This window comes from Olivibacter ginsenosidimutans (genome assembly GCF_039542865.1).
GTDB classification, from domain to species: domain Bacteria; phylum Bacteroidota; class Bacteroidia; order Sphingobacteriales; family Sphingobacteriaceae; genus Olivibacter; species Olivibacter ginsenosidimutans.
Map to the genome: position 1 here is coordinate 1 of NZ_BAABIQ010000043.1, position 15,291 is coordinate 15,291.

The window sequence follows — 15,291 nt, forward strand, 5'->3', positions numbered from 1 at the left end:
CTTTTGTTCATACTTTTTTGTGTCGTAACTCAAAAGTATAAATCTCGGAGCAGTTCGATTAATTTCTACTGCTCCTTTTTATTTTTCCCGGACACTAGTGAAAAATTTTCAGAAAAATATTGCACTAACAAAAACCAATACTACTAGTTCCTCATGTGATCCACCAAGCGTTAATGTTGTTGGAGTTCCAGAAGGGCTTGCCGAAGACTGCACAGTGGATTTTTATCAAACAATCATCTGGCAAGGTTCTTGTCCTATTCAGATCACATACACATATATGGGCCACAGTTGTCCTGGCGGTGGCGGATCGGGTTCCGGTAGTGGGTCATCATATGGCTCAGGTAGCGGGTCATCAAACATCCCACCACCTTATGGGGCTCCAACAATAACGATACCTTTCAAAGGTAATCAAGTTGATCCTACACAAGAACTAAAATGTTTCAATAAAACTCAAACAGCAAAATTTACTATATTTGTTCAACAACCAAATCCAAATACTAGGAATGTACACGGTCCTAACGAAGTTGGGCATACTTTTATAGGGATTGAACAGAATGGAATTAAACGGTATTTGGGTTTCTATCCAGATTCTCCAATGGCTTCATTAATAGGATCTCAAAATTCGGAGATCCATGATAATAGTACGACATTATATCATGTTAGTTTAACTAAAATGATGACAACGGCAGAATTAACAAATGTGATTTCGTATATTAAAAATTACCCACAAACTTACGATTTAAATAATTTTAATTGTACGGATTTCGCAATTGAAGTAGCAAAAAAAGCCGGTATTACCTTGCCCAAAACTAAAGGATCCTATAATTTTGTAGTAGGAACATTCAATGGCCACAACCCTGGCGATTTAGGGGAAGATATAAGGACATTAACTTTACCAACAGGTGTAACGAGAAATATGAGTGGAGGGAATTCTCCCCAGAAGACCGGTACATGTAATTAATTCGTTTTATCTTTATGAAAAGAACAAGAAAAATTATTACCCTTTTTATATTTATTTTTTGGTTTAAAATAGACTTCGCACAAGAAGCAAAGGAAAGGGCTACCATAACATCCTTTCTGAATGATGTATTGACGAACCGTTCTTTTGATACCAATAAAATAATGGTGAAATATATGGACTTCCAGCCGGCATCCGCTAATTTGGACACCAAACAACGACGGAAGCGGAAAAAGATGCTCAAAAAACATTTGGCCGAAATGAAAAAAAAATATGGCGTATTATATGACGCCGTTAACACGAAGATAGTTCCGTATGACCAATTAGATCCACAACAACAAATTCCGTTTGATGTCCATATACGAGACCATGTATATGCCGTCGTTTTTAGTCCCGGAAAGATAATGTACATGTATGTAGATGGACAAAGCATAAAAGCGTTTGAGCTTTTCATACAAAAGGGTACAGGTAAAACAGCAAGTGCTTATTTCCTCACCTATTGAAAAATATTCAGCAACGTAATATCAGTTTATGCAATGACTTCAGAAGGGATCTGGGGAATATTATAGTAAAATACAATAACAACACGATCATGAAACATATCGTCTTAATAGCATATTGCTACTTTCATTTAAAGGAGTGTTTTCCCAGCCCAAAGATACCCTTGCATAGAAATTAGCCAGCTAGTTTACAAAAAGATGGAATACGAGAAATTCGAAACGTTTGCTAAAAGAAACGCTTTCCGTTACAGCACAAAACGCAATTCTGCATATACCGTATATCTGGCGCAAGTCAAAAAAATTAAGGAAAATCCAGTGCAATACCTGAAATATATGAATGACAAGATACAACTGCCGGAAACAAAAAAAGAGCAAATGTTCTACGACTACTTTAATACTATTTTGCCTTTTGATCGCAATCAATACGCCATTTCAAAATACGACCCATACCGGGTAATTAAACGTAGTCTTTTCGAGGAAAATGCAACAGAATTGCCAAAAACATTGGACGATGTCTCCATACCGATTAAGCGGGATCACTATTCGCCTTTCAAGCTACAAAAAGATGAAGATGCCATGTAGACGACAGGAAAAACAAATCGAAATGGGTAATTGTCCCGTTGATAATATTATTTATTCCGCAATCTGAAGAACTGTTAATGGATGCTTGCAAAATTCATTAAATTCGGTCTGGTAGGATTTCTTGGGTTGATCCTCGATTTCAGCATTACTTACCTACTTAAGGAAAAACTTCGCTGTAATGGGCTTCTGGCAAATGCCCTGGGCTTTGCCATAGCCTTAGGTAGCAATTACCTGCTCAACCGCAGCTGGACATTCCACAGTACTGACCCGCGGGTTTTTGATCAGCTGTCACTTTTTGCTGCTGTCAGCATCGCCGGTCTGCTGCTCAATACCGGTATTCTTTACATTTGTCACAACCAGGCAAAACAGGGCTTCTATACCAGCAAACTTTGTGCGATCGTGATCGTCTGTTGTTGGAACTTTTTCGCCAATAATTTTATTACTTTTAGCTAACGGGATATTATATGGCAACCTTGTCCTTTGAAAAATCTCAGTGGCTATCGCTATGAAAAGAAAAAGCGAAATTATAACCCTTTTTATATTTACCTTATGGTTTAAAATGGGTTTTGCACAAGAAGCAAAAGAAATGGCTACCATAACATCCTTTCTGAATGAGGTATTGACTAACAACTCTTTCGATACCAATAAAATAATGGTGAAACATACGGACTTCCAGCCAGCATCCGGTAATTTAGACACCAAACAACGACGAAAGCGAAAAAAGATGCTCAAAAAACACCTAGATGAAATTAAAAGAAAATATGGCGTATTATATGACACCATTAACACGAAGATAATTCCGTACAACCAATTAAATCCACAACAACAAATTCCGTTTGACACCCACATACAAGACCATATATATGCCGTCGTTTTTAGTTCCGGCCAGCTAATGTACATGTATGTAGATGGACAAAGCATAAAAGCGTTTGACCTTTTCATACAAAAGGGTACTGGTAAAACAGCAAGTGCTTATTTCCTCACCTATTGAAATATTCGGCACCCAATAGCAGTAGATGATAAGAAAGTCCAATCGAAAGAGATTGTTGTTCCATTGAAATATCTGAATAAAGCCGATTACAATTCATGGTTTTTCCGTATTAATTTGTCTCTACTTCGTTTGCATACACCGTATCGACGAACGGAGTTGTATGTATTCCGTTGGGATTTATAACCATAACCTATGAAACAAAGACGTTGCTGCTTGGGGCTACACGTAATCCGTCTGTAATAGCGCTACTACCGGATGGACGAATTGCTATTACCAAAGGAAATGTATGAATGATGAATGGGTTTGTTGCTTCTCCATATGGATTTGTGCTAAACCCATATGGGGAAGCAATAAACTCCCATGGATATAGCACATTGCCATACGACACAAGGATCATGTTGGTTGAACGTGCTGTAATTCCGTACAGACTTATGTATTTCCCGTACGGAATCAATCTTTAGGCAAACGGATATGATGCATTGCCGGTAGCATTAATGACATTTCCGTACGGAAGTTAGCTGATGTCAATCGGGGCCAAATTAAAGTAATACCGCAGCAACGCTTCTCCGAACGGAAAAGTTTTATCCCTGTATCGCAATTAGATACATTAAGCTTCCCTCAACGTCGACTGCCGCAACTTTTCGCCAGCAATTTTATTCCTTTTATCTTCCAGTTCGATCTAAAAACGAATATCCCTTATGGAAATCAACACTCGGTATCCTCAATCACTCAAGCATTTTCCAGGGCAATACCTGTACATTGCTGCGAACTAACGGTTGATCACCACCATAAACTAGATAGGGACGAACAGATTGCGGTTCCACCAACTCCATAAAGTGTTGCAGATTTTTAAATAGGCCTCCGCTTAATGTCTGAGTAGATTTGGCCTCATACACGTCAAAGGCATTTGCAGTTTTAAGCAACAGGTCTATTTCCAGCCCATTGTGATCTTGCCAAAAATAATAATTGAGATGCTGATATCGATGCTCATTAACCTTTTGGAAATTGGCAATTACGAAATTCTCAAATATATTTCCCTTGTGTCTATTAATGACCAATTCTTCAGGCTCACGAATTTGTAATAAATGAGTCAACAAACCAACATCATAAAAATACAGTTTAGGTGTTTTCACTAAGCGTTTATTAAAGTTGTCATGATAAGGATAGAGTGAGAACACAAGATAACTACTTTCTAATACGGCTAGCCAAGCCTTTGCTGTAGGTTGAGAAATATTGCAATCATTAGCCAGCGCGGTCAAATTCAAAAGTTGCCCTGCTCTTGCAGCACACAAACCCAGGAACGTTCTAAAACTGTTTATATCACGAATATTGATTAATTCTGTCACATCCTTTTCAATATATGTACGGATGTAGTTGGCATAAAAATCTGTCGGATCTAAACCTCTATGATAAATGGCAGGATATCCTCCTTGAATACAGGCCTCTAAATAATTAGCAGGCAATTTTTTAGCTTGCGCTAATTCTTGCGTATCCAGGGGTAAGAGCCGGAAAAGCGCTACGCGCCCTGCCAATGACTGCGTAATGTGCTTAAGTAAGTGAAAATTTTGAGATCCTGAAAGGATGTATTGCCCCATTTGCCCGGATTTATCCACCGTTGTTTGCAAATAGGAAAACAATTCAGGTACTCGTTGAACTTCATCCAATATGGTTTTATTAGCATATTGTTGAAGAAAGCTGTTAGGATCTTCCTGGGCAAAAGACCGATGATCTGGGTTTTCAAGAGACACATATCCATAATCGGGAAACAAGGTTTTAAGTAAGGTAGTTTTGCCAGATTGCCGTGGCCCCGTTATTGCCAATATCGGGTATTGTTTAATCCGTTTTCTTATCTCCTTAGCGATCGTTCTCTTAATCAATTCAGACATATTCAATCTATCTAATTTTCTATCAAAGATAGGCAAACTTTGAAATATCTGAACACAAACTTTGAAATATCTGAACACAAACTTTGAAATATCTGAACACAAACTTTGGAATATCCGAACACAAACTTTGGAATATCCGAACACAAACTTTGGAATATCCGAACACAAACTTTTAAAAGTCGCCATGGAGCCCGGAATAATCTTTCATATTATCCTTATACATAAGAATGGTGAATCATAATATTACTTATCTCCAAATTGCTCATCAAAAATATATTCATTATACTTGTCCATAGGTAGATTATTCTTAATATAAAAAAATGAAAAAAATAGCGCTCCTCTCTACGTTACTTGTCAGTTTAAGTATGCTGTTTATTCCTTCGGCCAATGCGCAATGGGGCAATATCCTCAAAGCTTTAAAAGGAGATACCACCAAAGCGAAAAGTGCCGACACAACTACGCAAACGCAGCGTAATAACAGCAACCAAACGGCTCCCGCCAGTAGCGAAATTTCATTGGGTATTAAAGAGGCACTCAGCAATGGCTTGCAACAAAGCATTCAAAGCCTAGCCAAAACTGATGGTTTCCTCGGCAACCAAGCGGTTAAGATTCTACTTCCTCCACAAGTGCAGAAAGCAGAAAGCGCTTTAAAAGCAATTGGCCTGAGCTCCGTAAGTGATCAATTGGTTACCCGTATGAACCGTGCCGCAGAATCGGCAGTAAAAGAAGCAGGGCCCGTCTTTGTTAATGCACTAAAAGAGCTAACGGTGAAGGATGCATCCAACATTCTGCTCAGCGGAAAAGAAGATGCGGCAACGAACTATTTTAAAACACAAACAAGTGAAGAGCTGACCAGCAAATTTAAACCGATTGTCATCCAAAACCTTGAAAAACTGGATGTAGCAAAATATTGGACCGATGTGGCTTCGGGCTATAATAAAATTCCTTTGGTAAAAGATAAAATGGAAACAGATCTAAATAGCTATGTCACACAAAAGGCCATTGACGGTTTATTTCATCAAGTTGCCGAACAAGAACTCAAAATTCGCAATAACCTCGGTGGTAGCCGAACAACTTCGCTTTTGCAAAAAGTATTTGGCTATGCTGACGAAAAAAAGGAATAAGAACTATTTTACATAGCGCTTAGGGTCTAGTGCCTTTGGCGACCAGTTTTCTAAAAACTCCAACACTTTCTTCGGACTGTGCCCCTTACCTTCTTCCAAATAAGCGCTATTTTGGGTATGGATGCGCTTGCCATCGGCATCTAATACTACAAATACCGGAAAACCGAAGCGCTGTGGGAAACCCAAGTCGGCTAAAACAGCTTCATTCTTGTTTTCTTTGCTGTAATTCACATGCACAACTTCATAGTTTGCTTTTAAAAAACGGCTTAACGTGTCATTTGTGGTCACAAGCTCGTTAAATCGCAAACACCATACACACCAGTTACCACCAATCTGTAACAGGACATGCTTTTTTTCTTGTTTGGCTAAATGAACGGCTGCCGCAATATCTTGTTTTGCATTCGCCGAAGGGTTATATAACGGCTTCTTCTCTTGTCCGAAAGCCTGCAAAATCACTAAAAAAACACCTAATGTACCTAAAACCTGCTTGATCATATTGCCCGGTATTAATGATGAATGAACGCCTTAATCTTGCTACATGCAGACCGGCTATTTATATTGTATATAAGCTGCGATTTAGCTAAGTTTGATAAATTACCAAACCCTCATCAGCCGATAGGCAAAGGTAAAATTATTCAATAATATGTTCAGCGTACCTCCAGTAAAAATAGTAAAAGCGTCTGCCGGCTCCGGAAAAACGTTCAGTTTAACGGCTCACTATATCGCTTTGCTCTTCAAAGGTAATACCAGTTTTTCGCAAGTCCTAGCCTTAACGTTCACGAATAAGGCCACCGCCGAAATGAAACACCGGATACTTAGTGTACTGGAAAATCTTGCCCTTGATAAAGATACGCATCATGCCTATAAAGACCTGATTTTAAGTCTTTATCCTAACCTCAACGCAGCAGAAATTAGCCTACGAGCGAGGCAAATCTACCGCCAGATTCTCCATCATTATAGCTTATTCAGTGTAACAACCATTGACGGCTTTGTACAGAAAATTATCCGAAGCTTTAGCTATGAACTGGAAATTGGGTCATCCTACCGACTCGAAATGAACCTGGATAAAGTGAAGAAGGATCTATCTGTACGGTTAAACAAGGTGTTGAACGACCGTCCCGACTTACTGCAGTGGATTATCCGCTATGCGCGCGAGCAAATTGAACAAGGAAAAACATGGAATTATACCCATACTTTGCTGGAACTGGCGAATGAATTGTTCAAAGAACGCTATCAACCCTTTCATGATGCCATTAAAGCACTAAAAGAAGAAGATCGCTTAACGGTTTTTGAAACCATTGATGAACTCAATAAAGAAGAAATAAAAAGCTTTGAAACAACCCTAAAAAGCTTGCTGTCTACCGCGAAAAGCATTTACGATGCCCATCCCGTAGATGTTACGGATTTTAACGGTAAATCGCGGAACTTTATTCCGAAACTGGCCGATTTACAGGAGATCGACGATCCTGTTGCGGTTTACCAGAAACTGCTTCCGTATATAGATGCCCCCGAGAAATGGCAAAAAAGCATGAGTCCTCCGATGCAGGTCCTTTATGACGCATTAAATGCTCATCTAAAAAAGGTAAAGGAATACTATGAAACACAGGCGCCACCGTATTTCCTCGCCCTGGCCCTGAAAGAGAATATCTACTACTTGAATCTCCTACAAGAAATGAGTAGCTTGCTGCGTGATTATCGGGAAGAAAATGGCGTAATGCTGATCAGTGAATCCCAGAGCCTCTTACGTGAAATTAATAAAACAGGGACGGCCAACACCTCTTTTATCTGGGAAAAGGTTGGTACACATTTTAAACACTTGTTATTTGATGAATTTCAGGATACATCCTCCAGTCAGTGGAGCAATTTCGTACCCCTTCTAACGAACATGTTAGCCGAAAGCGCCCCTGATGAACCGCTAGCGCAACACCTCATCGTAGGCGATATTAAGCAAAGCATTTACCGTTGGCGAAGTGGTGATTGGACTTTATTAGATAGACAGGTGGCTCGCGATTTAGGAGAACACCATATCCAAGAATATAGCTTACAGGAAAATTATCGCAGCCTAGATAATATTATCGATTTTAACAACTTCCTCTATCAATACGCCCCCCAATGGCTTCAAGAGGAATTGAACGATAAGGTGAGAAAAGGGATTGGAGATGAGGCTTATGAAGATTGGTGGCTGCGTCATGGTTATGATCAACAACTTATAAATGCCTATCAAACCAGCTTTCAACAAAAGCCCGTACACAAAAGCGATACGAATAGGGGAGGCCAAGTAACGGTTAACGTGCTCCCGCTGGAAAAGGGAAATCGAAGTTCTCGCCAGAAGCAGACAAAAGAACTAGCGCTTCACCAAATGGGCGATACCGTTTTACAATGGCTTAGCACAGGAAAATACCTTCCCGGCCAAATTGGTATCTTGGTTAGGACCAATCAAGAGGCACAGGACGTGATTGAACACCTCTTATCGATCCAACAAGGCTTAGCAACAGACCAGCGCTTTAACGTAATCTCTGGAGAAGCACTATTATTGGCTAATAATCGTGCCGTAAAGTTGGTTATCAGTAGTTTACGCGCAATGATGACAGCAACGAACGATGCAGCTATATATAAAGCAACCTGCCTCTACCTTTTCCACCAAAAGGAAGAAGAACCCTTTCTCCTTGACCCGAAAATATGGTTTGACTTGGCAAATAAGCCTGCTATTGCCGACTGGGGGAATACCTTACCCAAGGTCATAAGAGAGCAATGGGAAAGCATGCAATTGAGGCCCTTAAGTGAATTGGTGGAACTCCTTATTCAAGGTTATGGCTTGACCAACAATACCAGCGATATTCCTTATCTCTTGGCCTTTAAAGATTTAATTGAACGTTTTTCTGCCCTTGGTGAACAAGGTATTCCTGCCTTTTTAAACTACTGGGAGGAAGAAGGGGTTAAAAAAGCACTTCCTGCAGGAGAGGGGAGCAATGCGATAGAAATCCTGACCATTCATAAATCGAAGGGACTGGCCTTTGATGTCGTCATGATTCCTTTTTGCTCCTGGAATTTGGATGCAACTCATTTAAGGGATTTTTGGGTGAATACTGCCGATACACCTTATGAAATTTTGCAAGCGGTGCCAGTAAAATACAACGCGCATAAAATAGGAAAGTCTTTTTTATATAAGGCTTATTACGAAGAAATGCTATTTAATTACCTCGATGCATTAAATATGCTTTATGTTGCCACTACCCGTACTATAAAAGAATTGTATATCACCCTACCGGATGCAAACCAAACACCAACCCTCATCGCCGATGTCCTTTTGCAAGTTCTGCAGCGCTTTCATGGCGATTTGCAAATACCCTACGAAGACGGCATCCGCTTTCCAGCACATGAAACTCCTTTTCAACAACAGAGACACTCGACCGTAGAAAAGAGCGAAAAAAATAAGCTTCGTATAGGAAAAGTAAACGCGCATTCTTGGGTTTGGAGCCTGACCCAATATCCCGTCAGCGGGCACCTTAATCAAGCGCTGGATAGCCAAAAAATTAAAACAGAATTACTCCTTCTGGGAGAAGAAGATCCCAATATTCGCTTGGGTTTGATTTTGCACGAAGCGCTATCGAAACTCAATGACCCTACCGCAATAACCCGTTGCCTAAGCCAATTGCAGGCAGAAGGCTTAATCAAAGCCGAAGAAATACATTCTTTGACGGAACGCTTGCAACGCATCTTTGATAACCCCGAATTGAAACTTTTCTTTAGCGACCGCTACCAACCTTTAAGTGAAAAAAGCATTATCACGGCTCAAGGGAAGATTCTACGGCCAGATAAGGTATTTCTAGGCGCAACGGAAACCCTGATTTTAGACTTTAAATTTACTGGCAAAAAAAATGATGAGCTCATCAACAAAGACCATCTCTTGCAGGTTAAGGAGTACCGACAGCTCTTGCTGGAAATGGGTTATCCCCAAGTGAGGGGATATGTATACTATGCCTTTTTTGATAAATTAATTGCTGTTCAATAATAAATGGTAACCTACATGACGCTTCCTTTTTTGAAAGAAGTTGCTTTAGACTTAGTTAGTCGTTTTGGAGACGACTTGAAGGATCTGGCCCTAATTTTTAATAACAAACGCCCTGAACTTTATTTCAAGCAATACCTCGCAGAAATACTGCAAAAGCCTATTTGGAGTCCGTCGTTTTTTACTATACAGGATTTTTTTAAAGCGGGAAGTCCATTGCTCGAGGCCGATAAAATCAGTCAGATTGTCTGTTTGCACGAATGCTATGTTCAGCTTTTAACAGAACAGCAGCAAGAACCGTTGAACATCGATCGCTTTTTCCCGATCGCAGAAACCATTCTCAGCGACTTTGCACAATTGGATTATGATCTCGTTGATCCAGGGGCTATTTATCAAGAAATTCATGATTTAGCCGAAATCGAGAAACAATTTCAATTTCTAACAGCAGAACAGGTTACCTTTCTTGAATCCTTCTGGAAATCTTTTCACCAATATGGCCAACTCCAACTACGAGAAAAATTTATTCAGCTGTGGAAAATTATGCCTCGTTTATATGTCGATTTTACAAGGTCACTCCACGAACAGGGATGGACAACACTCGCAGGAATATACCGCAGTATGGCAACTGATTTAACCACTGGCTCTTCTTTAACCGCTTCGTTCAAACAATTGATTTTTATCGGGTTCAATGCCATAAATAATGCAGAAGGTACCTTATTTAACTATTGGCAGGAACAGGGAAAGGCTTTATTCTATTTCGATGCTGATGCGTACTATGTGGAAGACAACCTACAGGAGGCGGGTTATTTCATTCGCAAAAATCGGAATCGTTGGCAATTAAAAAACGCGCTCGGGCCATTTCCAGATCACTTGAAATCCAAAACAAATGCTATTAATCTTGTGGAAGCTTCCGGTTTTACCGCCCAAGCGAAAGTGCTGCATTCTCTATTGCCACAGGTACCTACAGAAAAATCCATTGCCATCTTGTTGGCGGATGAGTCACTACTTATTCCAACCCTGCAAAGCATTCCTGAACAACTGACCAGCAATATCACCATGGGCTTTCCGCTCAGTCAATCACCCTTATTTGGGTTCATAGATCTTTGGCTGAAAACCCAAACAAATTACCACGAAACTAAATCCGATACCATCGCTTATCAGGCTATCGAAAGCTATGTAAGCCATCCATTGGTGATGCTTCCTTTATCGGAAAAAGAACAGCTTTTACAAGATATTCAAGAGCACCACTATGTACAAGTGCCGAACCTTGCTTTACAAAAGTATACACACGTGGCCTCTTTTTTTAAAAAGCAGGACGAACCGCTCTTGCTAATCAGGGCCTTGGAAGAACTGCTGAGACGCATATTTAACCACAGAAAAGAAAGCAAACAACTTACCCTAATAGAAGCCAGTTTATTAACGTCTACGTTACAAGAACTCAATCATTTATTTGATAGCATACAACAACATCGTTCGTTACAACAAGCCGACATTCGGTTTCTGATCACATTGATTCGAAGGCATCTTTTTCAGGTCAATGCCGCTATAGAGGGTGATCCACTAAAGGGTATTCAGATCATGGGCTTACTAGAAAGTCGGAACCTGGATTTTGAGGAGATCTATCTATTGGGAGCAAACGATGGTATGCTTCCTAAAAGAAGTTTCGGAAACACCTACATCCCGGATGCTATTCGGAGGGCTTACGGACTTCCCGTGTTGGAAAATCAGGAAGCACTTTCGGCCTATCTATTTTATCGCCTCCTGCAGCGCACCAAAAAACTTCATGTTGTTTATAATCATTTGGTCGATGATAACAGTACCGGAGAAGTTACCCGTTTTGTAAAACAACTGGCCTTTGAAAGCAATTTTAGTTGTTCGACTCTTAAGCAGCAGCAGGAAACAAAAAGTGCAAAACAACCCCTTCCGTTAACCATCCCTAAAACAGGTCGGGTAGCGGAAACATTAGCCGCCTATTTAGATCAAGGTGGATTAAAAATTTCGGCCACAGCATTAACCAACTATATTCAGTCTCCTTTATTATTTTTCTTCAAGCATGTGGCACGTATCCAAGAACCTGAAGTACTAGCCGAAGATTTTCAAGTCAATAAAATCGGTTCCATCGTACACCAAGTGATGCAATGGTTCTATGAAGAACTCAAAGTAGAAAGTGCTTGGATAACGGCCGAACGGATAAAGGACAAACGACCTGCTCTTCCTTCGCTTTGTTTAAAAGCACTTTCAATCGTTGTATATCATGATAAGGACTATCTAAAACCCGAAAAAACGAATAGCATCGAGAAGATCATTTTACAAATTGTAGAAGACTACGCCCACATTATTTTGAAGACAGATGTTGCAGCCTGTCCTTTTGAATTATTGGAGCTGGAAAATAATGAGGACTATGTGGTCGATTTTCCTATTCAGGTAAACGGAGAAGAAAGATGGGTAAAACTCCAAGGTATTATCGATAGAATTGATCAACGAGAGGGAATCGTTAGGATTGTCGACTATAAAACGGGAAGTGATGGGTTGACTTATATGCGAAATACCGAGAATCTATTCGATCCAAAGGATCCAAAATATAATAAAGCGTTAATACAAACCTTGTTTTATACCTTTATCTATGAACAAAAAAGTGGGAAACAGAATGTTGAACCCCATTTGTATACCGTAAGAAAACTAAACAATGAAGGCTCTTTCTTTCAAAGCGACCAACAGCCGTTAAGGGGCGAAAAACTAAACGCCTTAAAAGCGGTTTTTATCGAACAATTGCGCGAAACGCTACAAGAGCTTTTCAACCCTGATATTCCCTTCCAACACCGTCCGGATATGATTTTACCGTATCATGACCTTTACCAAGAGTTTTTCCGGGCTTATGGGTTCCCAGACACATCATTAGAAAGTTAATATCGTGGGTATTACTTCATATTTTCAGTTTTTTAAAGTACTTTTGCGTACAAATTTAGATTTACATTACTATACTTATATCTGATGAGAGAAATACAGTTCAGAGAAGCACTTCGTGAGGCAATGAACGAAGAAATGCGCAAAGACGAGAAAATTTTCTTGATGGGCGAAGAAGTTGCTGAATATAACGGTGCTTATAAAGTAAGCCAAGGTATGTTAGAAGAATTCGGAGCCAAACGCATTATCGATACACCAATTGCCGAACTAGGCTTCGCCGGTATTGCCATTGGCGCAGCTATGAAAGGTCTAAAACCAATCGTGGAGTTTATGACGTTCAATTTTTCCTTGGTTGCAATAGATCAGGTAATTAACGGCGCAGCAAAAATCCACTCCATGAGCGGGGGCCAATATTCTTGCCCCATTGTTTTTAGGGGGCCAACAGGAAATGCGGGCCAACTCGCAGCGCAACATTCCCAAAACTTCGAAAATTGGTATGCTAACTGTCCTGGTTTAAAAGTGGTTGTCCCTTCTAATCCGTATGACGCTAAAGGCCTGTTAAAACAAGCGATCTTAGATCCCGATCCTGTAATTTTTATGGAATCTGAGGTGATGTATGGTGATAAAGGAGAAGTTCCGGAAGAGGAGTATTACCTGGAAATCGGAAAAGCCCATAAAATACAGGAAGGTACTGATGTGACAATCGTTTCTTTTGGAAAAATGATCCCTAGAGTGGTTATTCCTGCCGTACAAGAACTGGAAAAAGAAGGTATTTCTGTAGATCTGATTGATTTGAGGACGGTAAGACCGATCGATTATGCAACGGTTATTGAATCCGTTAAAAAAACGAATCGATTAGTTATTGTAGAAGAAGCTTGGCCACTAGCTTCTATTTCTTCTGAAATTTCCTTTAATGTTCAGAAGAATGCTTTTGACTACTTAGATGCCCCCATTACCCGTGTTACTTCGGCTGATGTGCCCCTACCTTACGCACCAACCTTAATAGAAGCAGCTCTTCCAAACATAAAAAAGATTGTGAATGCGGTAAAAGAAGTATCTTACGCAAAATAAGCTTCGATCCAGACATATCCAATACGAAATAAAAAACCTACCTTGATTAAAAAGGTAGGTTTTTTTATTAATCCCTCATTGGTTTAATTATCCTGTAGCTTATGGCTATTTTTCTTTTTATTCAGGCACTACTTGTTTTCTAATTTCTAAGCAACCCATGCTAATCGTGGTTTCATTACCAATTTATTTATTTTCAAAAGAACGCTAACTTTTCCATTTCATGGAAAGGTCCGCAAAAAAACGAAAAACGACCAAAAACGATGTCGTCCTGCTTAAATTTTTAACCCCGGACTTGATACAGCTCCCAATTAAAAACGAACATAACATAGAAAAATAAAAAATATATTAAAAATCCCATTTTTCTATTTTTTTTATAAAAACAAACGTCAAACTAAAGAAATTTGCCTCTTTATACTCTCTTCTAACGAAATTATGGTCTCAGTTCGTGCAATTCCTTTGATTGCTTGGATATCTTCATTCAAAACATGCCTTAAATGATTAGTATCTCTACATATAATTTTTGCAAACATGCTATATTGACCAGTACAATAATGTAATTCTACTACTTCTTTTACCTGTTTTAGTTGTTCAACAGCTGTTTTATACTGAGAACCCTTTTCTAAATATATACCTAAGAACGCACATATATCAAATCCTATAGATTGAGGGTTAATAATTAGATTAGATCCTCTTATAATCCCTAATTCTTCCATTTTTTTCATGCGAACATGTATAGTTCCGCCCGAAACTACTAGTTTTTTAGCAATTTCTGTGTACGGAACCGACGCATCATTCATCAAAATGGATAAAATTTGCGTATCTAGGTTATCAAGTTCTAAAAATTGAGACTTTTTTTCCATGATTTTTTGATATTTATAAATTTTTAAGCTTTTATTTTGTAATTTTTATAAAAATGAATTTTTTTATTATAAATTTTGCAAGCAATAATAAGTTTTATTATGTTTGTATCAAACAAAAGGGAATAAATTTTAGAAAAAGCGATTCGAAATTATTCAAACTTTTGTCACAACATTGCCCCTCAGTTTAATATAGGTTTATAATTGGTTAGCGTTGAAGCTCCTCTCCCAAAGGAGCTTCTTCTTTTTTTAAAATTACTATCCGATTCCTCATTTTACCCTTAATAAATGTATAATTTTTAATCGAAAGCCTGTATTTTAATAATTTTATCAAAAATAAGCAGTTTTTTCTCTTTATAAAGAATAAAATTGGAATTATTTTGAATAAATAGAACCAGAGAAACAAAAA

At 39.0% G+C, this 15,291-nt stretch carries 12 protein-coding genes; 9 read left to right on the plus strand and 3 right to left on the minus strand.

The features are described from left to right. Positions 1–97: 97 nt before the first annotated feature. From ABD930_RS17630 to ABD930_RS17650, 5 genes are all read left to right on the plus strand, one after another. The gene (locus tag ABD930_RS17630; protein ID WP_345233671.1) at positions 98–961 is read left to right on the plus strand and encodes a hypothetical protein; all 864 of its coding nucleotides are present in this window, start codon (positions 98–100) and stop codon (positions 959–961) included. Between the two features lie 14 nt (positions 962–975). Then, positions 976–1,461 (plus strand): hypothetical protein, encoded by a 486-nt coding sequence (locus ABD930_RS17635; protein ID WP_345233673.1) that lies wholly within the window; start codon positions 976–978, stop codon positions 1,459–1,461. A gap of 195 nt (positions 1,462–1,656) precedes the next feature. Further along, positions 1,657–2,040 carry a hypothetical protein gene (locus ABD930_RS17640; protein ID WP_345233675.1) on the plus strand — a complete coding sequence of 128 codons (384 nt, stop codon included), beginning with the start codon at positions 1,657–1,659 and terminating at the stop codon, positions 2,038–2,040. 81 nt (positions 2,041–2,121) lie between these two features. Next, positions 2,122–2,493 (plus strand): GtrA family protein, encoded by a 372-nt coding sequence (locus tag ABD930_RS17645; protein ID WP_345233677.1) that lies wholly within the window; start codon positions 2,122–2,124, stop codon positions 2,491–2,493. A 52-nt stretch (positions 2,494–2,545) separates the two neighbouring features. After that, positions 2,546–3,031 carry a hypothetical protein gene (locus ABD930_RS17650; protein WP_345233679.1) on the plus strand — a complete coding sequence of 162 codons (486 nt, stop codon included), beginning with the start codon at positions 2,546–2,548 and terminating at the stop codon, positions 3,029–3,031. Positions 3,032–3,756: 725 nt separating this feature from the next. On the opposite strand, the gene ABD930_RS17655 is transcribed toward ABD930_RS17650, so the two are convergent. Then, a complete protein-coding gene (locus tag ABD930_RS17655; protein WP_345233681.1) occupies positions 3,757–4,917 on the minus strand; it encodes an ATP-binding protein in 1,161 nt (386 codons plus the stop codon). A 320-nt stretch (positions 4,918–5,237) separates the two neighbouring features. Between ABD930_RS17655 and ABD930_RS17660 the strand changes: the two genes are divergently transcribed. Further along, positions 5,238–6,041 (plus strand): DUF4197 domain-containing protein, encoded by an 804-nt coding sequence (locus ABD930_RS17660; RefSeq protein ID WP_345233683.1) that lies wholly within the window; start codon positions 5,238–5,240, stop codon positions 6,039–6,041. Between the two features lie 3 nt (positions 6,042–6,044). Here ABD930_RS17660 and ABD930_RS17665 read toward each other — a convergent pair whose 3' ends face one another. Next, positions 6,045–6,536, minus strand: a complete 492-nt coding sequence (locus tag ABD930_RS17665; RefSeq protein WP_345233685.1) for a thioredoxin family protein — start codon at positions 6,534–6,536, stop codon at positions 6,045–6,047. A 148-nt stretch (positions 6,537–6,684) separates the two neighbouring features. Here ABD930_RS17665 and ABD930_RS17670 point away from each other — a divergent pair, with 148 nt between their 5' ends. The 3 genes from ABD930_RS17670 (at position 6,685) to ABD930_RS17680 (ending at position 14,025) form a co-directional block, all read left to right on the plus strand. Beyond that, positions 6,685–10,053, plus strand: coding sequence for a UvrD-helicase domain-containing protein (locus ABD930_RS17670; protein ID WP_345233687.1), 3,369 nt, complete (start codon positions 6,685–6,687; stop codon positions 10,051–10,053). A 15-nt stretch (positions 10,054–10,068) separates the two neighbouring features. Then, positions 10,069–12,957 carry a PD-(D/E)XK nuclease family protein gene (locus tag ABD930_RS17675; RefSeq protein ID WP_345233689.1) on the plus strand — a complete coding sequence of 963 codons (2,889 nt, stop codon included), beginning with the start codon at positions 10,069–10,071 and terminating at the stop codon, positions 12,955–12,957. Between the two features lie 84 nt (positions 12,958–13,041). Further along, positions 13,042–14,025 (plus strand): pyruvate dehydrogenase complex E1 component subunit beta, encoded by a 984-nt coding sequence (locus tag ABD930_RS17680; RefSeq protein WP_345233691.1) that lies wholly within the window; start codon positions 13,042–13,044, stop codon positions 14,023–14,025. A 386-nt stretch (positions 14,026–14,411) separates the two neighbouring features. Here ABD930_RS17680 and ABD930_RS17685 read toward each other — a convergent pair whose 3' ends face one another. Then, the gene (locus tag ABD930_RS17685; RefSeq protein WP_345233693.1) at positions 14,412–14,885 is read right to left on the minus strand and encodes an Lrp/AsnC ligand binding domain-containing protein; all 474 of its coding nucleotides are present in this window, start codon (positions 14,883–14,885) and stop codon (positions 14,412–14,414) included. Between the last annotated feature and the right edge of the window lie 406 nt (positions 14,886–15,291).